This window comes from Cellulomonas sp. ACRRI, assembly GCF_022346185.1.
Classification (GTDB): Bacteria; Actinomycetota; Actinomycetes; order Actinomycetales; family Cellulomonadaceae; genus Cellulomonas.
Genome location: NZ_JAKRMS010000016.1, coordinates 24630 through 47375 on the forward strand (window position 1 = coordinate 24630; position 22746 = coordinate 47375).

Sequence of the window (22746 nt, forward strand, 5' to 3'; positions counted from 1 at the left end):
CTCACCGCCCGTTGAGGGCGCGCTGCTCCGCCAGGTCGTTCTCCACCATCATGCCGACGAGCTGGGCGAAGCCGACCTGCGGCTCCCAGCCGAGCACGTCCTTGGCCTTGGCCGGGTCGCCGATGAGCAGGTCGACCTCCGCCGGGCGCATGAACGCCGGGTCCTGCTTGACGTAGGGGGCCCAGTCGGTGATGCCGACGTGCGCGAACGCGGCGTCGAGCAGCTCGCCGATCGAGTGGGTCTCGCCCGTCGCCACGACGTAGTCGTCGGCCTGGTCCTGCTGCAGCATCCGCCACATCGCCTCGACGTAGTCCCCGGCGAAGCCCCAGTCGCGCTTGGCGTCCAGGTTGCCCAGGGTCACGTGGTCCTGCAGGCCCAGCGAGATGCGCGCGACGGCCTGCGACACCTTGCGGGTGACGAACTCCGGGCCGCGGCGGGGCGACTCGTGGTTGAACAGGATGCCGGAGGACGCGTGCATCCCGTAGGACTCGCGGTAGTTGATCGTCATGTAGTGGCCGAACACCTTGGCCACGCCGTACGGCGAGCGGGGCCACAGCAGCGTCGACTCGCGCTGCGGGACCTCCTGCACCTTGCCGAACATCTCGGAGGAGGACGCCTGGTAGAACCGCACCTTGCTCGCGTCGTCGCCGGCGTACAGGCGCACGGCCTCGAGGATGTTGAGCACGCCCTTGCCGGTCACGTCGCTCGTCAGCTGCGCGTTCTCCCACGAGTACGCGACGAACGAGATGGCGCCGAGGTTGTAGACCTCGTCGGGCTGCGAGGTGTTGAGCGCGCGGATCAGGCTCGACATGTCGGTCAGGTCGCCCGTGAGGAGCTGGACGCCGGGCACGGTGCGCCGCACGAGGTCGAGCTTCGGGTTGTTCTGGCCGCGGATCAGGCCGTAGACCTCGTAGCCCTTCGAGAGCAGCAGCTCGCTCAGGTAGAGGCCGTCCTGGCCGGTGATGCCGGTGATGAGTGCGCGGGGCATGGCTCTCGGATTCCTGTCGACGGTCGGGTGGCGGTGCACGAGCATATCGGGCCGTCCCCGACCGCGCGGACGCCGGGCCCCGGATGCGCGCAGGCCCGTCACCTAGGATGCCCGGGTGACTGCGCAGACCTTCGTGTCGTACGGCCAGAACCGCGAGGACGTCGTGCTCCGGCGCGCGCTGCGGGACGTGGCGACGGGCTCCTACGTGGACGTCGGCGCGAACGACCCGCGGCTGTACTCGCTGACCCGCGGGTTCTACGACCAGGGCTGGAGCGGCATCACCGTCGAGCCCGTGCCGGCGTTCGCCGAGGCGCACCGCCGCGAGCGCCCGCGCGACACGCTCGTCGAGGCGGCGGTCACGGACCGGGACATCGAGAGCATCACGCTGCACGTCATCGGCGACACCGGCCTGTCGACGCTGGTGGACGACGTGAGCGAGCGGCACGCCCGCGACGGCTGGGAGAGCCGCGACGTCACGGTCCCCGCCAAGTCGCTCGACCGGGTCCTCGAGGAGGCAGGCTGGGAGGGCCGCGACATCCACTTCGTCTCGGTCGACGTCGAGGGCGCCGAGCCCGAGGTGCTGCGCTCGTTCGACCTGCGCCGGTGGCGGCCGTGGATCCTGGTGGTGGAGTCCACCGCGCCGCGCAGCACCGAGCAGACGCACCACGAGTGGGAGCCGGGGGTGCTGGAGGCCGGCTGGGTGCCGTGCCTGTTCGACGGTCTGTCCCGCTACTACGCCTCGCCGGACCACCCCGAGCTCGTCGAGCTGCTGTCGTACCCGGCGTGCCCGCTGGACGAGTTCGACACGGACGCGGACCGGCAGCGGCGCGAGACGATCGAGCGCCAGCAGCGCGAGCTGGCGGAGCGGGACGAGCGCCTGCACCGCGCGACCGCCGAGACGGTGCGCTGGCGCACCGCCGCCCTGACCCGCTGGGCCGTGGGCGCCGGGGCGGCCCCGGACCGCGCGGCGCACGAGGCGGCGCGCGCGGCGCACCTCGAGTCGGAGCTGGCCGCGACCCGCGCCACCCTGTCCTGGCGCGTCACGGCACCGCTGCGCGCCGTGCGCCGCGGCGGCCGGGCGGCCCGGTGACCGCCCCGACGACCGAGGCGGTCGCCGAGGCCCGGACCCGCGCCCTGCTCGCGCAGCGACTGCGCGCGGGCGCGGAGGCCGTGCTGGCGGACGCCCCGGCCCCCGACCCCGATCCCGCGCGCGACGCCGACGCCTGCCTCACGGCGCTGGTGGCCGAGCTCGTCCGGGAGCCCGGCGCCGAGCTGATCTGGCTCCTGCTGACGCTGCTCGCGGGCGCCTACCCGTCGGCCGACGACGTCCGGGACGTGCGGCGCGCGCTCGACCTGGAGGACGTCCAGGGGGTCACGCTGCGGCTGCTGGACCGGGCGCACGACCTCGCGACCGCCCGCCGCGGGCACGACCGCGAGGCGGTCGTCACCTCCGGCGTCGTCGTCGACGTCGACATGTGCGCGCGGTTCGACTTCCACAACGGCATTCAGCGCGTGGCCCGGGAGGTCGCGCGCCGCTGGGCCGTGGACCGCGAGGTCACGTTCGTGGCGTGGACCGAGACCGCCGCGGCCCTGCGCACCCTGACGGATCGCGAGGCGGACCGTGCGCTGCGCTGGCGGGACTCCGACCGCGCCGCCACCGGCCTGGTCGAGGAGGAGGACGCGGACGCCGCGGCCCGGCCGCTCGTCGTGCCCTGGCGCGCGCGGGTCGTGCTGCTCGAGGTCCCGCTCCCCGACGTCCGGTGCTCCCGGCTCGCCGCCCTCGCGGAGCTGTCGGGGTCGACCCTGGACGGCATCGGCTACGACGCGATCCCGCTGATCAGCGCGGACATCCGCCCCCTGGGCGAGCCGAACGGGTTCGTCACGTACCTCACGGCGGTCAAGCACGCGCGCCGGGTCGCGGGGATCAGCGCCTCGGCCGCCGAGGAGTTCCGCGGCTTCGCGCACGCCCTCGCGGCGCAGGGCCTGCCCGGGCCGGACGTCGTCGAGGTCACGCTGCCGACCAGCGTCCCGGACGCCCCCGCGGGCGAGCCGCGGACCGAACCCGCGCGGCCGTTCGTGCTCAGCGTGGGGCGCCTGGAGCCGCACAAGAACCACGCGGCGCTGCTGCAGGCCGCCGAGCGGCTCTGGGACGAGGGCGCCGACTTCGAGCTGTGCCTGGTCGGGGGCCCCGGCTGGGACCTGGACGACTCCCCCGCGGTCGCGACGATCCGCCGGCTCGAGCGCGCCGGCCGCCCGGTCACGTGGCGGCGCGGCGTGGGCGACCAGGAGATGTGGCGCCTCATCCGCACCGCCTCCTGCACGGCCTTCGTGTCGCTGCACGAGGGCTACGGCCTGCCGGTGGCGGAGTCGCTCGCCTGCGGCACGCCGGTGCTGACCACGCGCTACGGCAGCCAGGGCCAGATCGCCGCCGCGGGCGGCTGCCTGACCGTCGACCCGCGGGACGACGACGACGTGCTCGCCGGCCTGCGCCGGATGGTCACGGACGCCGACCTGCGTGCCCGGCTGCGCGCGGAGGCCGCCGCCCGGCCCGCGCAGACCTGGGACCACTACGCCCGCGAGCTGTGGGCCACCCTGCTCGGAGGTGCCGCGTGAGCCTGGTCCGACGCGTGACGGGGCGCGTGCGCTCCGCCCTGCACCCGCAGCCCGAGGTCCCCGACGGGGCCTGGGACCGGCGCGTCGCCACCCTGGTGGACGTGCTCGCGCAGGACGCCGGCGCCGGCGGGGGCCCGGGCGCCGACCCGGAGGCCCGGCTGCTGCGCCTGCTCGCCGACGCCTCCGAGGCCCAGGTGTGGCTGGCCCTGGCGGTGCTCTCCGCCCGGCTGCCCGCCCCCGCCGAGGTGGTCACCGTGCGGCGCGCCGCCCGCACCGCCGGCCCGGCCGCGATCCTGCGGGCCGCGCGCGACGCCACCACCGAGGCGAGCGCGCGGCGCGAGGTGCGGGTCCTGCGCGACCGCACGCTCGTCGACATGGGCGACCTGGTCCTGTTCCCCCTCGGCACCGGCATCCAGCGCGTCGCCCGGAACGTCGGCCGCGTCTGGCGCGACCGGCACGACGTCACGGCGGTCGCCTGGACGCCGGAGCTCGACGCGCTGCGGGCGCTCACGGCCGCCGAGCGGGACCGTGCGCTCGCCGGCGACGACGCGCCGGTGGTGGTGGACGTGACCCGGCCCGACGACGCGGCGCCGGTCGTCGTCGTCCCGTGGGGCGGCCGCTACCTGCTGCCGGAGCTCGCGATCCAGGTGCGGCGCTGCGCCGCCCTGCACGGGCTCGCCGCGCACTCCCCCACGCGGTGCGGCGTCATCGGCTTCGACCTCGTCCCGATCACCTCCGCCGAGACGTCCGCCGAGGGCTTCGCGGCGGTGTTCGCGCTCAACCTGGCGGCGGTGGCGGAGTTCGACGCGGTGGCGGCGATCTCCGACGCGGCCGCGACGGAGTACGAGGGGTGGCGGCGGATGCTCGGCGGCGCGGGCCTGCCCGGCCCTCGCGTCGAGGCCGTCGGGCTGCCCGCGCACGCCCCGGAGCCGACCGAGGCCGACCTGGCCGAGGCCCGTGACCGGTTCACGGTCGGCGGGCAGCCGCTCGTGCTGTGCGTCGGCAGCCACGAGCCGCGCAAGAACCACCTGGCGGTCCTGCACGCGGCCGAGCTGCTCTGGCGGCGCGGGCACCGGTTCACGCTGACGTTCGTCGGCGGCAACTCGTGGAACAGCGAGGCCTTCTCCCGGCGGCTCGGCGAGCTGCAGGGCGCCGGCCGCCCGGTCGAGTCCGTCAGCCGGCTGGACGACCGCCTGCTGTGGGCGGCCTACCGGGTGGCGCACTGCACGGTGTTCCCCTCGCTGAACGAGGGCTTCGGCCTCCCGGTGGCCGAGTCGGTCGCCGCCGGCACCCCCGCGCTGGCGTCCGACTTCGGCAGCATGCGCGAGATCGCCGCCCGCGGCGGGGTCCTCCTGGTCGACCCGCGGGACGACCACGCCGTGGCCGACGGCCTCGAGCGGCTGCTCACCGACGACGCGCTGCACGCGCGGCTGACGGCGGACGCCGCGGCCGCGCCGGAGACGTCGTGGGAGGAGTACGCGGAGCGGGTCTGGGACGTGCTGACCGGAGCCACCGCGGCCGCCGTGACCGGGTCCGCCGGTGAGCGCGAGTAGTCTGTCCGGGCCGATCCAGCGGTCGGCCGTACCGTCGGGAGCTTGGATCGCATGACCACCATCAGTGAGGCCAGGGCCGCGCGCCTCGAGCAGGAGCCGCTGCGCACGACCGGTCCGAAGCGCGGGTTCGCCCGCGGTCTGGTCGGGCAGGTCCAGGACATCTGGGCGCACCGCGAGCTGCTGGACATGCTGATCCGGCGCGAGCTGAAGGCCCGGTACAAGGACAGCGCGCTGGGCTTCGTGTGGAGCTTGATGCGCCCGCTCGCGATGCTGCTGATCTACTACATCGCGCTGGGCAAGTTCCTCGGCGCGGCGCGGTCGATCCCCGACTTCGCGATCTACATCTACACCGGCCTGACCGCGTGGGGGCTGTTCTCGGAGGCGGTGTCCACCGGCACCGCGTCGATCGTCGGCAACTCGGGTCTGATCAAGAAGGTCTACCTGCCGCGCGAGATCTTCCCGCTCGCCGCGCTGGGCTCGGCGCTGTTCAACTTCGCGATCCAGCTGGTGATCCTGTTCGCCGCGACCATCGCGGTGGGCAAGGTGCCGACCGGCACGCGCTGGGGCTACCTGCCGCTGTCGCTCGCGGTCATCGTCGTCACCGCGCTGGGCTGGGCCCTGCTGCTGTCCGCGGTGAACGTGTACCTGCGTGACATCCAGTACCTGGTCGAGATCGCCATCATGATCTTCTTCTGGGCGTCCCCGATCGCGTACTCGTGGGCCCTGGTGAGCGGCGAGATCGGTGCCGGCTGGCTCCGCGAGCTCTACCTCACGAACCCCATCACGATCGCGATCATGGGGTTCCAGCAGACGTTCTGGGTCGCGGGCAGCGACCAGCCGTACCCGCCCGACCTCGACACCCGGCTGTGGATCTGGCTCGGCGTCGGCGTCCTCTTCACCCTGATCGGCCAGCGCGTGTTCGCGCGGCTGCAGGGCAACTTCGCGCAGGAGCTCTGATGGGCAGCAAGGCCACCGTCGTCGAGGTGCACGACGTCTCGAAGCGGTTCGTGATCCGCAAGGAGAAGTCCCTCAAGGAGCGGATCGTCAACTTCGGCCGCTCGAACCTCCACAAGGAGGACTTCTGGGCGCTCCGGAACATCGACCTCGACATCGAGACCGGCACCTCCGTCGGCCTGATCGGCCCCAACGGCTCCGGGAAGAGCACGCTGCTGAAGACGATCGGCGGCATCCTGCAGCCGACGTCCGGCACCGTGCGGACCCGCGGCCGCATGGCGGCGCTGCTCGAGCTCGGCGCCGGGTTCCACCCGGACCTGACCGGCCGCGAGAACGTCTTCCTCAACGCCTCGATCCTCGGCCTGTCCACCCAGGAGACGGAGAAGTACTTCGACGCGATCGTCGACTTCTCCGGCATCGAGCAGTTCATCGACACCCAGGTGAAGTTCTACTCCTCGGGCATGTACGTCCGCCTGGCCTTCGCGGTGGCGGTGCACGTGGACCCGGACGTGCTGCTGGTGGACGAGGTGCTGGCGGTGGGCGACGAGCCGTTCCAGCGCAAGTGCATGGACCGCATCCGGACGTTCCAGCACGAGGGGCGCACGATCGTCCTCGTGACGCACGGGCTGGACCAGGTGGCCGAGGTGTGCGACCGCGCGGTCGTGCTCGAGCACGGCGTGGTCAAGGCCGACGGCGAGCCCCGGGACGCGCTGCGCGTGCTGCGCTCGGAGTTCGACCAGATGCGCGCCGCGGAGATCGAGAAGCAGCAGGCGTCCGCCTCGGCCGCGCCCGAGGAGCGGCCGCGGGCCGAGATCGTGTCCGTCGAGCTGCTGCAGGACGGCCGCCCCGTCCAGGAGGTCACCACCGGCGCCCCGCTGTCCGTCCGCGTGACCGTGGACGCCGCCGAGCACCTCGACTCGTGGATCCTCGGCTTCGGCTTCGACTCCTCGATCGGCCAGGGCGTCTTCGGCACCAACAGCAAGCTGCTGGAGACCCCGATGCCCCCGCTCCGCGGCCGCGCGTCGTACGACTTCGCGATCCCGGCGACGCACCTCGGCGAGGGGTCGTACACGGTGCACGGCGCGATCGCCGGCCCGACCGGCGCCGAGCTGCACCGCCTGCGCGAGGGCGCGCGGCTCACCGTGGCGGCCGACGGCCGCGAGCAGGGCTTCGTGCGGCTGGACACCCGGATCGTGCCCGCCCGCTGACCGGTCCCGGACGCGCGGACGGCCCGGCTCCCCTCGGGGGGCCGGGCCGTCCGTCTGCCGGGTCAGCGGGTCTGCGCGCGGTTGAAGTACTCCTGGCTCCGGCCGATCTCGATCGGCAGCACGAAGTCGCCCTGCCCCGCCATCATCGGCTTGTAGGTCGCGATGCCCGCGGCGTCCGCGTTCCGGCCGAGCATGAGGTTGTAGTACTCGTTCAGCCGGATCAGCGCGGCCTCGTCGGACAGCACGATCGCCCGGACGACCGCGTGCAGGCCGGTGCGCTGCGCGGTCGCGGCCCACGAGTCGCGCTCGGCCGCCGAGGCCGACCGCCCGAGGATGCGCTGGTAGACGCCGTCCACCCACGTCCGCAGGTCCTTGCGGCCGATGACGTCGAAGCCCTCGGCGCTGGCGTACACCTGCACCTGCAGCTCGGGCACGGTCATGCCCTGCAGCATGAGGTTGACCCAGGTCTGCGTGCCGGTGGCGTCGGGCTCGCGGCCGAGCGCCGTGCGGTACTGGCGCTGCACGAAGGTGTAGATGCGCTCGTTGGACCGCACGATGCCCTGCGCCACCGGGCGCGAGTCCCCCGTGACCAGCAGGTGCTGGGTCCAGGTGGCGAGGCCGGTGGGGTCGGGCGCGCGGCCGAGGATGTCCTGGTAGAGCGCGTTGACGAGCTTCGTGGCCTGGTCGCTCGACATGCCGGACACGCCGAACCAGTCGCTCTTGAGGCCCAGCCGGCTGCGGACCTGCGCCCCCGTGAAGGTGGTCACCGCGCCGGAGGTGGCGCGGACCGTCACGGTGGTCGCGCGGCCGCCGTCCTCGCCCAGGCCGTTGCGGGCGGTCACCCCGATCGACCCGATGGCCCCCGTGCCCAGCGCCGCCGCGACCGCGGACTGGCTGAGCGTCACCGTCCAGGTGTGGTTCGGGTTGGCGGCGGTCGCGTCGCCGAGGTCCTGCACGGCCGGGAAGGCGCCGCCCGCGGTCCAGCCGCCGGTCGAGGAGCTGAACTCGGTCCGGGCGATCGCCCCGTTGCCGGAGCGCCGCACCTGGCCGCTGGTCTCGGCGACCGCCTGCGAGGTGGTCGCCTGCTCCACGGTGGTGACCACGCCCGCGTCGGTCTGCCGGAAGGCGCCGTTGTAGACCTGGCAGGTGGTCGTGTCGCAGATCGTCGCGGCGGTGCCGCCCGACAGCGCGTACGAGCGGGCCGCCACGGCCTGGGCGCGCAGGGCGTGCATGCCGCGGCCGCCGCCGGCGTTTCCCCACGACGACGGGGACTCGCTCGGCACGACGCTGCGCAGGTAGTCGTCGATGGTCACGCGGTTCACGGTGATCTGCGACGACCCCGTGTTCACCGCCGTGAGCGAGCCGCGGTACGCGGTGGTCTTCCCGACCTCGCAGGTGCGGATCAGGTTGTTCGGGTCCGCGGGGTTCGCGGAGGTGGTCACGGCGGTGCCGGACGGGGCGCCGCCGTACCAGGGCGTCCACGGGCCGGCGCAGCCGGGTCCGCGGAGCACGGCGAACGTGCCCGAGGGCTCGCGGCGCAGCAGCACCGCGGTGGTGCCGGCGGCCGTGCCGTTCACCGCGAGCGCCGGACCGGTGACGATCGTGTCGCCGCGGTCCAGCCGGGTCAGCTGGACGCCGACCACCGGGTTGCCGGCGTCGCCCGCGAGCGAGGTGCCGCCGTAGTAGTGGTCGAGGATCTGCTGGTAGGACCAGCCGTGGTCGACCGCGTAGCCGTAGGCGCCGTACTGCCCCATCCCCCGCCCGTGCCCGTAGCCGTGGCCGACGAACGTGAACGACGGGTCGGCGGCGGCGGCGGGCTGCGCGGCGGGCACGGCGACGGCGAACGCCGCGAGCACGGCCGCCACGAGGGCGGCGAGCGCGCGGCGGGCCGCGGGGGCGTCGCGGACGAGGGCGGCGGCGGGGCGAGGCATGCCGCCGATTGTGGCCCCGGAAGTCGCGTCCGGTCAGCAGGCCGCGCGAACCGGTCCCATTTGCCCCGAAACAATGCCACGCTGGTGGTCCAGCAGCACGTCGAGCGCACGAAGGGGGCGCCGTGCCGGAGGGGACCGCGTACGACGAGGCCTACTACCAGGCGAACGGGCAGGACAGGGACCGCCCGGCGCTGCGGCTCTACGACCGGCTGGTGCGGCGGTACGTCCGGCCGACGCGGGTGCTCGACGTCGGGTGCGGCACGGGGCACCTGCTCGCCCGTCTCGCGCGCAGGACGCCGGCGGACGGCCTGGAGGTCTCCGCGTACTCGGCGCGGCTGGCCCGCGAGCGGTCGCCGCGCAGCACGGTGTACGCCGACGCCGAGGAGCTGCCCGCGGGCGGGTTCGACGGGTTCACCGCGGTGCACGTGCTGGAGCACATCCCGGACGAGCCGCTGTCCGCGCTCCTGGGCGCGCTGCACCGCGCCACCCGGCCCGGGTCGCGCGGGCTCGTGGTGGTGCCCGACCCGGCCGGCCGGGCACGCGCCCTGCACGGCGACGGCTGGCTGGGGTTCACCGACCCGACCCACGTGAACCTGAAGCCGCACGCGGCGTGGGTCGACTTCCTCGCCGCGCACGGCTTCCCGGTCGAGCGGGCGGCCTCGGACGGGCTGTGGCACTTCCCCTACTCGTCGCTGCCCGTCCCGCTGGACGCGCTGCGGCACGGCCTGCCGATGGCGGCGCAGTTCCTCGCGGGGCGGCTGCTGCTGCCCCCGGGCTCCGGCGAGTCGTCGATCCTGGTCGTCCGGCGCGCGCAACCCTGAGCGCACCCCCGGTGGGTGGCGTCACGTCCCGGAGGCCGGAGGGTGGCGGGGCCCGCCGAGTAGGCTCCTGGGGGCGCCGCGGGGGCGGTGCCGACCGACTCAAGGGGCTGGGCACCGCATGACCACGCGCACCGATCGCGACGACGTCGACGTCCCCGGGCGGCAGGAGCCGCCGGCGGACGCCCGCCGCCGGCGCCGCCCGGACGTCCGGGCCCTCGGCGCGCGGCTCGCGCCGCGGTGGCCGGTCCCGGCGCTCGTGCTCTGGACGCTCGTCGTGTGGAGCCGGCCGATCCTGCGGGACCCCGCGAGCCTGCGCCTGTCGAACCCGGGCGACTCGGAGTCGTTCTCCCTGTACCTGTCGTGGAACGTGCACGCGCTGACGCACGGCAAGAACCCGTTCTTCCTGGACAACCTCTACGCGCCCCAGGGGATGGACCTGGGCAACGCCCTGTCCCTGCCGTCGGTGTCCCTGCTCGTGGCGCCGATCACGGCCGCGTTCGGCGGCACCGCCGGGTACAACGCGGCGTTCCTGCTCGCGGTCCTGGCCGGGGCGGTGGCGGTGTACCTGCTCGCGCGGGAGCTGACCGGCTCGGTCGTCGGCTCGACGATGGCGGGGGCGCTCATGGTGGTCAGCCCCTACGTCACGGGCCACGCGCTGGGGCACCTCAACCTGCAGTGGACGTTCGGGCTGCCGCTGCTGGCCTGGCTGACGATCCGCTGGCACCGCCGACGCCTGCGCACGGCGTGGTTCGTGGTGGACGTGGCCCTGGTCGTCGCGTTCACCATCGGCGCGTCCACCGAGCTGCTGGTGACGCAGAGCCTGTTCGCCGCGGCCGGGTTGGTCGTGGCCTGGGTCGCCGTGCCCGCGCCTCTGCGCGCCCGCCTGCTCCGGGCGGCCGGCTGGCTCGCGCTGGGCGTGCTCGCCGGCGTGGTGCTGGCGAGCCCGGTGATCCTCGCCGGGCTCCGCTCCGGCATCCCGGCCGACGTGGCGAACGACCCCGGCCTGTACTCCAGCGACCTCACCAACCTGCTCGCGCCGACCCACCTGACCCTGCTGGGCGACTCGTTCTTCGCCGACCTGCGCGCGGGCTGGAACGGCAACGAGGCGGAGAACACCGCCTACCTGCCGGCGACCCTCGTCGTCCTGGTGGTCGCGAGCGCGGTCGCCGTGCGCAGCCGGCTGCAGGCGGCGCTCTGGGCGATCGCCGGCCTGGCGCTGCTCGCGAGCTTCGGCCCCCGCCTGCTGGTCGCGGGGCACGCCACGGTCCCGCTGCCCTGGGCGGTCCTGGAGAGGATCCCGGGGCTGGACCACGCCCTGCCCGGCCGGTTCTCGCAGTTCGCGTTCATGGCCCTGTGCGTCCTCGTCGCCGTCGCGTGGGCGCACCGCGGCCGGTGGGGCTGGCTGGTCGGCGGCGCGGTGGCCGCGACCGCGGTCCTGCTGCTGCCCAACTTCAGCACGATGCTGTTCCCGGCGAACGCCGCCGACCCCGAGCCCGACACCATCGAGGTGGTCCGCGACGTCGTCGAGCCCGGGGAGAACGTGCTGGTCATGCCCGTCGGCCAGTGGGGCCCCGGCATGCGCTGGATGGACGACCTGGACTTCTCGTTCGAGATGCCGAGCGGGAACGGCGGCGGCGCGGCCACGCCCGAGGGGCTGAAGGACCCGGTGGCCGCCGCGCTGTTCGCGACCGACCTGGACTACGACTACGCCGCCGAGCTGCCGGCGTACCTCGACCGGGTCGGCGTGGACCTGGTGCTCGTCGACGCGCGCTACCCGGACTGGCTGGCGGTGGCCGAGGAGTCCCTGCCCGTGCCGGGCGTCGAGCGCGACGGCGTCTGGGTGTTCGACCTCGGCTGACGGGCGCCCCGGGCGGGCTCATCCCCGAGGGGCGAGCTCCTCGAAGAGCCGCGCGTGCTGGTCGACCACCCGGTCCGCGGAGTAGCGGGAGCGCGCCTCGGCCGCCCCGCGGTCCCGGTCGAGGTCCGCGGCCGCCAGCTCCCGGAGCGCGCGGGCCAGGCCGTCGACGTCCCGGGGCGCCACGACGCGGCCGAACCCGGTGTCCCGCACCGGCATCCGCACGCCGGGCAGGTCGCTGGCGACCACCGGCACGCCGAGCATCATCGCCTCCACCTGGACGATGCCGTACGCCTCGAGGGAGTTGACCGACGGCAGCGTGAAGACGTCGAGCGACGCGTAGAAGTCGGGCAGGTCCTCGTCGGGCACGAAGCCCAGGAGGCGCACCCGGGGGTCGTCACCGACGGCGGCGCGCACCCGCTCCACGACGCTGCCGCCGGCGACCTTGGCGAAGTCGCCGCCGATCAGCAGGCGGGCGTCGTCGTCGAGGGTCCGGAACGCCCGGACGAGGTACTCCAGGCCCTTCTCCTCGACGATGCGACCGAGGAAGCCCACGTGCAGGCCGTCGCCGTCCCGGAACCGCGGCGTGCCGCCGGACCGGTCGAGCGCCGGGGCGGGCAGCGCGCGCGTGCGCCCGGCCATGGCCGCGTGCAGCCGGCTGTGCTCGGCGTAGTCCTCGCTCGTCACCGCGACCACGTCGGCGTGCCGCAGCGCGATGCCGTGCGACAGGTCGAGCGCCCGGACCTGGACCGCGTTCAGCGCGCCGGGCGGCAGCGTCACGTCGCACTGGTAGGTCACGACGGTGGGGACGCCGCGCGCGAGGGTGGTGATCGCGCCCGCCTCGAGCATCGGCAGGTGCAGGTGCAGCAGCCGCGCCCGGCGGGCCCAGCGCGCGACCGTCGGCGCGAACGCGGGGCTGACGATCCCCTTCCCGATGCGCGCGACCACCGGGGTGCGGAGCACGCGCACCCCGTTGATCGTCTCGCGCGCCGGCACCGAGGGGTCGTGGTGGCCGGCGACGACGAGGACCCGCCAGCCCCGGGCCGCGAGGCCCTCCGCGGTGACCCGGGCGGCCTCGGTGACGCCCGACACGTAGGGGGCGTAGTAGTTCAGCGCGACGACGACGTCGTAGGCGGGGCGAGCGGTCATGGGCGTGATCCTTCCGGCAGGCGCGGCAGCCGCGCCACCGAGAGCGCGACGACGGGGACCAGCACCGCCCCGGCGACGACGCACCCCACGAGCAGCGGGAGCGTCACGCGGGCGGCGAGGTCCGGGACGAGGAGGGCGACGACGACGGCCGCCACCACCCCGGCGACCCAGGCGGGGCCGGTGCGGCGGTGCCGGCCGAGGGCGACGGCGAGGTCGTTGGCGACGGAGGCGACGAGGTAGGCGGCGACCCCGAGCACGACGAGCACGACGTCGCCGCGGGCGACCTGGTACTCGGGCCCGAACAGCACCGGGACCAGCGCCGGTCCGAGCAGCGTCCCGACGACCACCGTCAGCGCGGCGGTCGCGACGACGAGGACGGCCAGGCGGGTCACGAGCCGCCGCGCCCGGTCGCCCTCGCCGCGGTGCACCATGCCCGCGATCGGCGCGACGTACACCGCCTGCGCCGCCTGGGTCACGAAGACCGGGAGCCGCGCGAGGGTGAGGGCCGCGAGCAGGTGGCCCGCGGTGGCGGCGAGCGCCGGGGTGCCGGCCACCAGCCCGGCGACGACCGGGCCGCTGTTGAGCAGGCCCTGCATCCCCAGCATGGCGACCACCAGCGGCAGCACCGCGCGGCGGGCGCCCCGCAGGTCGCCGCCGTCGGCGGCCGCGTCGGCGACCTCGGGCCCGGGGTGGGGTGCCGGCCCGCCGCGGCGCACCAGCGCCCGCCCGACGAGTGCGCAGGCGACCGAGGAGCAGGCGACGGCCGCCAGGTAGGGCTCGACCGCGGTCGTGCCCGACAGCCACAGCGCGACGGCCACGGCGGCGCGCAGGCCCGCGTCGACCAGGACCACGCTCGCGTACGCCAGGCGCCGGCCCTCCCCCGCGAGCACCCCGCGCGCGGGGAACTGCCAGACGAAGCCCGCCGCCGTGGGGACGAGCAGCAGCACGGCCGCCCACGCGACGGCGTCCGGCGACCCCCCGTCGCGCAGCAGCCACACGAGCAGGTGCACGACGACCGCCGCGGCGGCGAGCGGCAGCGCGATCCGGGCGCCCCGGGCGAACGCGGTCGCCCCGCGCCACGCCCCGGTGGCCGTGCGGGTCGCGAGGACCTGCTCGACCGGCAGGAAGGCCCCGAGCGAGGCGATGATCGCCGCCGACCAGAACAGCGAGAAGGCGGAGTAGCCGGCGGGCCCGACGGCGCGGCCGACGACGACGAGGAGCGCGTAGGTCGCGGCCCCCGACACGACGGCCCCGCCGAGCACCCACACCGGCGACCGCGGGTCGGGCACCCTCATCCCAGGACGACCGCCGCGCCGAACAGCCCCAGCCACAGGACGCCGAGCACCTGCAGCGTCCGGTCGCCCAGGACGACGCTCTCGGGCTCCCCGGCGGCACCCCGGTCGATGTCCAGCGCGTACCGCAGGATCGCCACCACGAACGGCGCGATCGACAGCTGGGTGAGCAGCGCCTGGTGCCCCGGGAGGGAGAACGCCCACAGCGAGTAGAAGACGACCGTCGCGGACGCCGCGATGCCCCAGACGAACCGCAGGTAGCTCGCGGAGTACGCCTCCAGCGTGCGGCGGGTCGCCGACCGGCCCTCGCCGACCAGGTGCACCTCGGAGTAGCGCTTGCCCGCCACCATGAACAGGGAGCCGAAGGTGGCCACGAGCAGGAACCACGGCGACAGCGGCACGTCGGCCGCCACGCCGCCGGCGACCGCGCGCAGCAGGAACCCGGACGACACGATCGCCAGGTCGATGACCACCTGGTGCTTCAGCCACAGGCAGTACGCGGTCTGCACGGCCGCGTAGACGGCGAGCACCGCCGCGAGCGGGCCCTCCCCGACCAGCACGAGCGCGACCGGCACCCCGACCCCGAGCACGGCGGCGAGCACGGACGCCACCGGGACGGGCAGCTCGCCGGAGGCGATGGGGCGCAGCCGCTTCACCGGGTGCTGCCGGTCGGCCTCGCGGTCGAGGACGTCGTTCAGCAGGTAGACCCCCGACGCCACCAGGGAGAACGCGACGAACGCGAGCAGAACCCCCCGCAGGCCGTGCGGCGTGAGCACCGTCCCCGCGGCGATCGGTCCGGCGGCGACCAGGACGTTCTTGACCCACTGGCGCGGGCGCGCGGCCCGGACCGCGGCGCGGACGGTCCTCACCGGGCGGCCCGCACGCGCCGCCGCACCAGCGCGCCGGTGACCGCCCCGATCGCGGCGCCCGCCGCGACGTCCGAGGGGTAGTGCACCCCGACGACGACGCGCGACACCGCCATCCCGCCGGCCAGGGCGGCGGCCGGCACGGGGCCGACGATCCCGCCGAGGGCGACGCAGGCCGCGGTGGTGGAGGCCGCGTGCGCGCTCGGGAAGCTCAGGTCGGACGGCGTGCGCACCAGCACCTGCACCGCCGGGTCGTCCGGCCGCGGGCGGCGCACCACGCGCTTGAGGACCACGGCCGCCGCGTGCGCGCCGAAGGCCGCCGCGGTCACGCCGAGCCACTCGGCGCGCCGGCGCCGGTCCACGACCGCCCCGGCCAGGCCGAGCGCCAGCCAGCCCGCGGCGTGCTCCCCCCAGGTGGAGTAGGCGCGCGCGGCGGCCGGGACGGCCGGCACCCGCGACGCCACCTGCTGGACACGCCCCATCAGGCGGATCTCCGCGCTCGTCACCTGTCTCGCTCACCCCGGGAATCGTCGGCTGCCGGTCGGGCCGGGGGCTGCTGCCCGCCCGGCCGGGCCACCCAGGACCCGCTCACACGTACTTCGCGACCGCCTGGTTACGGTACTCCAGGCTGCCGACGATCTGGCTGCGCAGCTCGCCCTCGCCCCGCGCGAGCAGCACCGGCGGCCACGTGGCCATGCCCGCGGCGTCGGCCCCCCGGCCCAGGTACTGCTGGTAGAACGCCTGGACGCGGATGTTCGCGCTCTCCATGGACTGCCAGAACCCGCGGACCACCGCGTCCTTGCCCTTGCTCGCGACCAGCGGCGACCAGAAGGCGATGTCGGACGCCGACGCGGTGCGCCCGAGCATCTTGCTGTAGAGCGCGGCGACGTAGCGGTCGTTGGTCTGGCCGGAGATGTTGAAGTACTCGACGCTGCCGAACAGCCAGATGCGCAGGTCCTCCGACCGCATCCGCCCGTCCATGATCGCGGCGGTCCAGGTCGCGATGCCGGTCGGGTCCGGCGCGCGGCCGAGCACGTCCCGGTAGGCGCGGTCGACGGCCGCGTACGCGTACTCGGCGCTCGTCGCGAGGCCGGTGGCGACCTGGGCCGGGGCCATGCCGCCGACCATCGCCGCGCTCCACGAGGTCAGCCCGCCCTGGTCGACCGGCCGCCCGAGCATGTCCTGGTAGAGCTTGCTCGTGATCGCCCGCGCGTCCGACAGCGGCATCGCCGGCCCCGAGACCGAGGCGATGTTCCGGATCGTGCCGAGCTGGGCGTAGCCGTACCGGCCGGGGCACGCCGTCTGCGCCACGTCGCGGTGCCCGATCACCCGCGGGAGGTACAGGCCGGACGGGTAGGTGCCGGCACCGAGCGGGTTCACCCCGTAGGCCGCGAGGCGCCAGCCGATGATCCGGCCCACGGAGTCGATCATCGCCGGCGTGGTGGGCACCGTGTCGTAGTTGCCCAGCATCGAGACGCCGACGGTGCCGGTGTTCGCGTTGGTCGCGTGGACGCCGATGACCGCCTGGGTCAGGCTGTTGGCCCGGCCCTCGTAGATCGTGCCCCACTTGTCGACGATGAAGTTGTAGCCGATGTCGCACCAGCGGCGGGCGTCGATGTGGTACGCCTGGTCGTTCCGGATCTGCTGGATGGCCTGGGCCTGCGTCGTGTAGGAGTTGCTGCCCGCCGTGTGGTGCACGACGGCCCCCTCGAGCCGGCTCGCGACGTCGGGCGCGCAGACCTGGTTGCGCGCGCCCCACTGGGCGCGCGTGACGACGGCCGGCTGCGACGCCGCCGCCGGGACGACCGCCGCAGCGGCGGACGTGCGGTACGCCGCCGTGCGGACCACCGCCTCGCCGGCGCTCGCCGCGCCCTCGGCGGCCGCCGCGCCGGTCCCGGTGGTCCCGGTCGCCCCGAGGTCCTCGTCGGACGCCACGAGCGCGAGCGACAGGTCGGCGGGCCCGCCGTTGGCCGTGGCCGCGAACGACAGCTGCACCGCCTCGGCCTCGCCGACCCAGTACGAGTCGGTGCCGCCGCGCGCCGCGTTCGCCGCGTCCGCGGTGCCGGCGTCGGGCTCGGCGTCGCTCATGCCGAGCACGACCCAGTCGGACCACTCGCCGTCGGTCAGCGACCGCACCTGCGGCTCGAGCCCCGTGGCGTCCGCGCCCTCCGGCCAGGTCACGCCGACGGTCTGCGCCTCGGTGGTCTCGACCGCCGGGGTCAGGACCCGGCCGGCCTCCAGGACGTCGGCGACGACGGTGCCGGCGGCGGGGTCGACGCTCTCGGCCGGCGCCGGGCTCGGCTCCGCGGCGGGCTCCTCGGCCGCGTCCGCCGACGGCTCGGCACCGGCCGACGGGCCGGCGGAGGGAGCGGCCGACGGGCTCGCGGAGGGGGCGGCCGAAGGGCTCGCGGAGGAGGCGGCGGACGGCTCCGGCGCCGCCTCGGCCTCCGGGACGACGACGAGCGGGGTCTGCTCGACGGTGACGTCGACGTCGGCCGACGCGGGCACCGCCGCGACGGCCGTCGCGCCGGTGGCGGGCGCGACGCCCGCGGGCGCGGCGCCGGCGAGCGCGGACGGTGCCACGCCGACGCCGAGCGCGATCGACAGGGCGAGGAGTGTGCGCATGACGGGTCCTGACGGAAGATCGGGGTCGCCCTCTCGATCGAGCGGACGGGCCCAGGGTCAGCCGACCGTGACAGCCAGTCAAGGACCGCCGCGCTGGATGTCGCATTTGCCCCGAGATCGCGGCCCGCCCGCCGGGCTGCGTCGCCCGGTGGCGGACTGGCTACGCTGAGCCCTCACGCCCCCACGCCCCGGAGGATCCACCCGTGCGCATGCTCGTCACCGGCGGAGCCGGTTTCATCGGCTCCAACTTCGTGCACCAGGTCGTGCGCGAGCACCCCGAGGTCCAGGTCACCGTCCTCGACGCGCTGACCTACGCGGGCGACGAGAAGAGCCTCGCACCGGTGTGGGACCGGGTGACCTTCGCCAAGGGCAGCATCACGGACCACGACATCGTGGACGACCTCGTGAAGAACAGCGACGTGGTCGTGCACTTCGCGGCCGAGTCGCACAACGACAACTCGCTGCACGACCCGTGGCCGTTCGTGCACACCAACGTCATCGGCACGTACACGCTGCTGGAGGCGGTGCGCCGGTACGACGTGCGGTACCACCACATCTCCACCGACGAGGTCTACGGCGACCTGGAGCTGGACGACCCGGCCAAGTTCACGCCGGACACCCCGTACAACCCGTCGAGCCCGTACTCGTCCACCAAGGCGTCCTCGGACCTGCTGGTGCGCGCCTGGGCGCGGTCGTTCGGCGTGCGCGCCACGATCTCGAACTGCTCGAACAACTACGGCCCGTACCAGCACGTCGAGAAGTTCATCCCGCGCCAGGTCACGAACGTGATCGACGGCGTGCGGCCGAAGCTGTACGGCACGGGCGAGAACGTGCGCGACTGGATCCACGTCGAGGACCACAACTCGGCGGTGTGGGACATCATCACCAGGGGCCGCCTCGGCGAGACCTACCTGATCGGCGCGGACGGCGAGGTGGACAACAAGACCGTCGTCGAGCTGATCCTCGAGCTCACCGGGCAGGCGCCCGACGCGTACGACCTGGTGAGCGACCGCCCCGGCCACGACCTGCGGTACGCGATCGACGCCACGAAGCTCCGCACCGAGCTCGGCTGGGAGCCGCGGTACACCACGTTCCGGGACGGCCTGGCCGCGACGATCGACTGGTACCGGGCGAACGAGGCGTGGTGGCGGCCCCAGAAGGACGCGACCGAGGCGAAGTACGCGCAGCTCGGGCGCTGAGCCGACCATGCGGACGCGCCAGCGCGGTGGTGCGCGGGCCGGTGCGCCGCCGCCCGGCGCCGCACCGCCCGGCCCGTGGCCGCTGCGGCTGCTCGCCTCGGTGCCGGACCGGCTCGTCGTCCTGCTGCTCTGCCTGGCGCTCGCCTCGACCGCCGGCACGCTGACCGACCAGTTCCGCCCGGCGGTCGTCCTGCCGGCCACCGCCGTCCTCGCGGCCCTCACCTGGCGCCTCGTCCCCGCGGCGCCCGGGCGGGCGGGCCCGGCGGCCGGCGGCGCCGTCGTGGCGGTGGCCCTCGCGGCGACCTGGGCGGCGGTCAACGCGCCCTTCGCCTCGCGCTACCTCGTCGTGCTGCGGGACCCCGGGTTCCTGACCCTCCGGGGCATCTGGCTCTCGGAGCACGCCGACCCGAACCTGCCGCTGTCCGAGGCGACGCGGTACGTCGGCGCGCTCAACCCCGACATCACGGCCGTGCCCGCGGCGTACGCGGAGGCCGAGGGCCTGCTGCACGTCCAGGGGGCGACGCTGCTCCCCGCGCTCATCGGGTCGGTCGGCTGGGTCGCCGGCACGCCGGGCGTGCTCGCCGGGAACCTGCTGATCGGCGCCGTCGCCCTCCTCGCGGTGTACTCCCTCGCCCGCCGCCTCGTCGGCCCGTGGTGGGCCCTGCTGCCCGTGGTGGCGCTCGGCGCGTCGGTGCCGATGACGGTGTTCTCCCGCGCCGCCTACACCGAGCCGGTGGCGATGGCGTTCGTGTTCGGCGGGCTGAGCGTGGCCTGGGCCGCACTCGCGGGCCGGCGGCTGCTCCCCCACCTCCTGGCCGGCGCGCTCGTCGGCGCGGCCGCGCTGGCGCGCATCGACGGCGCGGCGGTGGTGGTCGGGCTGGTGCTCGGCGTCGGCCTCGCCACGGCGGCGGCCCTCGCCCCCCGGCGGCGCGCCCGGCTCCGCGCCGCGCTGGGCCTGCAGGCCGCCGGTGCGCTGGCGATGGTGGGGCTGGGCTGGCTGGACCTGCGGGTGAACAGCCCGCAGTACCTCGAGAACCTGGGCGGCCAGTTCACGCAGCTCACCGCGGCGCTGCTGGCCGCGCTGCTGCTGGTCCTCGCGCTCTCGCCGCGGCTGCCCTGGCAGGGCCTGCGCGCGGGGCTGCTCGCGCACCGCCGCGCGGCGTCCTGGACCGCCGCCGCCCTCGTCGTGGCCGCGGGCGCGGTGCTGGCCTCCCGCCCGTGGTGGTACGAGGGCCACGGGTTCCACCCCGAGTCGGCGTACGCGCAGGCCGTCGAGTGGCTGCAGGACGGCGAAGGGCTGCCACTGGACGGCACCCGCACCTACGACGAGATGTCGCTGACCTGGGTGTCCTGGTACCACGGCTGGCCGTTCGTCGTGCTCGCCGTGCTCGGGCTCGCCGTGTCCGCGTGGCGGGCCGTGCGGCACCGGGACCCGCGGTGGTGGACGGCGCTCGCCGTGGTCGCCGCGCCGTCGGTGCTCTACCTCTGGCAGGTCAGCATCACCCCGGACCAGGTGTGGGCGATGCGCCGCCTGCTCCCGGTGACGCTGCCCGGCTTCGCGGTCATGGCGGCGGTCGCCGTGTCCGCCCTGTGGTCCGCCCGCCGCTGGTGGACCCGCGCGGCCGCGGTGCTCGCGGCGGTGGCCGTCGCCGTCGTGCCCCTGACCACGTGGCACGGTCTGTTCCGCGTCGTCGAGCAGGACGGCCGCCTGGCCGAGGCGCAGGCGGTGTGCGCCGCGCTCGGCACCGACCGCGTGCTCTACGTCCGCGCCGGCGGGCCGCCGTACCTCGCCACCCTGCGCAGCGTGTGCGACGTGGAGGGCCTCGAGATCAGCTCGGTCCCCGACGCGGACCGCCTCGCGGACCTGCGCGACGACTGGGGCGGCGACTTCGACGTGGTGACGTTCGCGGACTGGGCGGTGCCGTGGGCCGGCGGCACGACGCCCGCCCCGCTGCTGGTGACCACCACCACGTCCTGGGAGAGCACGCTCACGCGCGTCCCGGACGGCTACGCCGTCGGCGGGTCGACGGTCTGGGTGGGGTCGGTGCGCCCCGACGGGAGCGTCGTCCCGGCGCCCGGGTGACGCGCCGCCGGGCGGGTGATCTGCACGAATCCTTTACGGCGCACCCCCCGACGGTCCGCCCGGGGGTGGGCCCCGGCTCCTATGCTCCTCTCTCGTGACCTCCCGCCACGCCGCTCCTGCACGCCCCCGCGCCGTCCGCCACGGCCGGACCCGGCGCAGCCACGGCGTGCTGCGGGGCGCCGCCCTCGCCGTCGTCGCCGTGCTGTGCTTCGGGACGTCCGGAGCGGCGGCGCTGTACGTCCAGCTCAACGGCAACATCAACACCATCGACGCGAGCGACCTGATCCAGGCGATGCCGGAGCCGACCGCCACCGGCCCGGCCGACCCGGACGACCCGAACGCCGGCCGCGACGTCAACATCCTGCTGATGGGGTCGGACGAGCGGGACGGCGAGAACGAGGCCATCGGCGGCCACGTGGACGGCATGCGGTCCGACACGACGATCGTCGCGCACATCTCCGCCGACCGGACCCGGGTCGAGCTCATCTCGATCCCGCGCGACTCCCTGGTCGACATCCCGTCCTGCACCATGTCGAACGGCGCGACCACCTCGGCCCAGCGCAACGCGATGTTCAACTCCGCGTTCGCGATCGGCGCCGACAACGGCGGGGACATCGCCTCCGCGGCGGCGTGCGCCGTCAACACCGTGCAGCAGAACACCGGCGTGCGGATCGACCACTTCGTCGTGGTCGACTTCGCCGGGTTCACCAAGATGGTCGACGCGATCGGCGGCGTGCCGATCTGCGTGCCGAACGACATGAACGCCCCCAAGGCCGGGCTCTACCTCACCGCCGGGCAGCAGACGCTGAACGGCACGCAGGCGCTCGCGTTCGCCCGCGCGCGCACCGGCCAGGGCGTCGGCGACGGCTCCGACACGAACCGGCTCGGCCGGCAGCAGGAGCTGCTGGCCGCGGTGGTGCGGGAGCTGCTGAACAAGAACATGCTCACCGACATCACCCAGCTGATCCGGTTCCTCGACTCGGCCACCGAGTCCCTGTCGATCGACTCGGGCTTCAGCTCGATCTCCGACATGGCCGGGCTCGCCTACAGCCTGCGGGGCGCCTCGGCTGACAACATCTCCTTCATGACGATCCCGTTCGCCGCGGCGCCGAGCGACCCGAACCGGGTGGTGTGGACCTCCGAGGCCGACGCCATCTGGGCCAACGTCGCCGGCGACCGGCCGATGCTGTCCGGCACGAGCCAGGACACCACGGCGGGCGGGACCGGGACGGGCACGGACGCCGGCACCGGGACCGAGGCCGGGACGGGCACGGACGCCGGCACCGGGACCGAGGCCGGGACCGGCACGGACCCCGGCACCGACACCGGCGCAGGGACCGACGCCGGCGCGGGCGCCGGCACGCCGGCCGCCCCCGCCACCCCCGAGACCGCCCAGACCCGCGAGGCGGGCAAGGAGGCGTTCTCCGCCGGCGACGTCACCGCGGTCTGCGGCTGACCGTGGCCCGCCCCGACGACCGCGACCGCGACGCCCGCAGGACGCCGCCCAGCTTCGCGCCCGGCACCGGCGCCCGCCGTCCGTCCGCCGACGGCGCCCAGCCCGTCGGGCCGGCCCCCGCGCGCGAGGCGCGCCCGGCGCGGGGGCCGGCCC

General features: G+C 75.2%; 17 protein-coding genes. 10 read left to right on the plus strand and 7 right to left on the minus strand.

Annotated features, from left to right (window positions below; translation table 11 throughout):
• Window position 1 precedes the first annotated feature (1 nt).
• Entirely contained in the window at window positions 2-988 is a 987-nt protein-coding gene (locus tag MHY85_RS05485) for a GDP-mannose 4,6-dehydratase (protein ID WP_239193933.1), read from the minus strand.
• Window positions 989-1103: 115 nt separating this feature from the next.
• On the opposite strand from MHY85_RS05485, the gene MHY85_RS05490 reads away from it, so the two are divergent.
• Genes MHY85_RS05490 through MHY85_RS05510 form a run of 5 tightly spaced genes read left to right on the plus strand, consistent with a single transcriptional unit; the run spans window position 1104 to window position 7316 of the window.
• Window positions 1104-2078, plus strand: a complete 975-nt coding sequence (locus MHY85_RS05490; RefSeq protein ID WP_239193935.1) for an FkbM family methyltransferase — start codon at window positions 1104-1106, stop codon at window positions 2076-2078.
• Window positions 2075-3601 (plus strand): glycosyltransferase, encoded by a 1527-nt coding sequence (locus MHY85_RS05495; RefSeq protein ID WP_239193937.1) that lies wholly within the window; start codon window positions 2075-2077, stop codon window positions 3599-3601. The genes MHY85_RS05490 and MHY85_RS05495 overlap by 4 nt, the downstream gene beginning before the upstream one ends.
• The gene (locus MHY85_RS05500; protein WP_239193939.1) at window positions 3598-5154 is read left to right on the plus strand and encodes a glycosyltransferase; all 1557 of its coding nucleotides are present in this window, start codon (window positions 3598-3600) and stop codon (window positions 5152-5154) included. Before MHY85_RS05495 ends, MHY85_RS05500 begins: the two co-directional genes overlap by 4 nt.
• 51 nt (window positions 5155-5205) lie before the next feature.
• Window positions 5206-6111 (plus strand): ABC transporter permease, encoded by a 906-nt coding sequence (locus MHY85_RS05505; RefSeq protein ID WP_239193941.1) that lies wholly within the window; start codon window positions 5206-5208, stop codon window positions 6109-6111.
• Window positions 6111-7316 carry an ABC transporter ATP-binding protein gene (locus MHY85_RS05510; RefSeq protein WP_239193943.1) on the plus strand — a complete coding sequence of 402 codons (1206 nt, stop codon included), beginning with the start codon at window positions 6111-6113 and terminating at the stop codon, window positions 7314-7316. The genes MHY85_RS05505 and MHY85_RS05510 overlap by 1 nt, the downstream gene beginning before the upstream one ends.
• Before the next feature lie 62 nt (window positions 7317-7378).
• Here the strand turns inward: MHY85_RS05510 and MHY85_RS05515 are convergent, their stop codons facing one another.
• Entirely contained in the window at window positions 7379-9247 is a 1869-nt protein-coding gene (locus MHY85_RS05515; RefSeq protein ID WP_239193945.1) for a DUF4214 domain-containing protein, read from the minus strand.
• 122 nt (window positions 9248-9369) lie between these two features.
• Here MHY85_RS05515 and MHY85_RS05520 point away from each other — a divergent pair, with 122 nt between their 5' ends.
• Both MHY85_RS05520 and MHY85_RS05525 read left to right on the plus strand, forming a co-directional pair.
• Window positions 9370-10068: a bifunctional 2-polyprenyl-6-hydroxyphenol methylase/3-demethylubiquinol 3-O-methyltransferase UbiG gene (locus tag MHY85_RS05520; protein ID WP_239193947.1), complete on the plus strand. Its 699-nt coding sequence runs from the start codon at window positions 9370-9372 to the stop codon at window positions 10066-10068.
• A gap of 118 nt (window positions 10069-10186) precedes the next feature.
• On the plus strand, window positions 10187-11926 hold the full coding sequence (locus tag MHY85_RS05525; RefSeq protein WP_239193949.1) for a hypothetical protein: 1740 nt from the start codon (window positions 10187-10189) through the stop codon (window positions 11924-11926).
• A gap of 18 nt (window positions 11927-11944) precedes the next feature.
• Here MHY85_RS05525 and MHY85_RS05530 read toward each other — a convergent pair whose 3' ends face one another.
• From MHY85_RS05530 to MHY85_RS05550, 5 genes are all read right to left on the minus strand, one after another.
• Window positions 11945-13072, minus strand: coding sequence for a glycosyltransferase family 4 protein (locus MHY85_RS05530; protein WP_239193951.1), 1128 nt, complete (start codon window positions 13070-13072; stop codon window positions 11945-11947).
• The gene (locus MHY85_RS05535) at window positions 13069-14367 is read right to left on the minus strand and encodes a lipopolysaccharide biosynthesis protein (RefSeq protein WP_239193953.1); all 1299 of its coding nucleotides are present in this window, start codon (window positions 14365-14367) and stop codon (window positions 13069-13071) included. The genes MHY85_RS05530 and MHY85_RS05535 overlap by 4 nt, the downstream gene beginning before the upstream one ends.
• The gene (locus tag MHY85_RS05540) at window positions 14364-15233 is read right to left on the minus strand and encodes a decaprenyl-phosphate phosphoribosyltransferase (RefSeq protein WP_239193955.1); all 870 of its coding nucleotides are present in this window, start codon (window positions 15231-15233) and stop codon (window positions 14364-14366) included. Before MHY85_RS05540 ends, MHY85_RS05535 begins: the two co-directional genes overlap by 4 nt.
• The gene (locus MHY85_RS05545) at window positions 15230-15736 is read right to left on the minus strand and encodes a phosphatase PAP2 family protein (protein ID WP_239193966.1); all 507 of its coding nucleotides are present in this window, start codon (window positions 15734-15736) and stop codon (window positions 15230-15232) included. The genes MHY85_RS05540 and MHY85_RS05545 overlap by 4 nt, the downstream gene beginning before the upstream one ends.
• Before the next feature lie 82 nt (window positions 15737-15818).
• On the minus strand, window positions 15819-17855 hold the full coding sequence (locus MHY85_RS05550; RefSeq protein ID WP_239193968.1) for a DUF4214 domain-containing protein: 2037 nt from the start codon (window positions 17853-17855) through the stop codon (window positions 15819-15821).
• Between the two features lie 203 nt (window positions 17856-18058).
• Here MHY85_RS05550 and rfbB point away from each other — a divergent pair, with 203 nt between their 5' ends.
• From rfbB to MHY85_RS05565, 3 genes are all read left to right on the plus strand, one after another.
• Window positions 18059-19054: a dTDP-glucose 4,6-dehydratase gene (rfbB, locus tag MHY85_RS05555; RefSeq protein ID WP_239193970.1), complete on the plus strand. Its 996-nt coding sequence runs from the start codon at window positions 18059-18061 to the stop codon at window positions 19052-19054.
• A gap of 7 nt (window positions 19055-19061) precedes the next feature.
• On the plus strand, window positions 19062-21137 hold the full coding sequence (locus tag MHY85_RS05560) for a hypothetical protein (protein ID WP_239193972.1): 2076 nt from the start codon (window positions 19062-19064) through the stop codon (window positions 21135-21137).
• Window positions 21138-21231: 94 nt separating this feature from the next.
• Window positions 21232-22593, plus strand: coding sequence for an LCP family protein (locus MHY85_RS05565; RefSeq protein WP_239193974.1), 1362 nt, complete (start codon window positions 21232-21234; stop codon window positions 22591-22593).
• The last annotated feature ends 153 nt before the right edge of the window (window positions 22594-22746 follow it).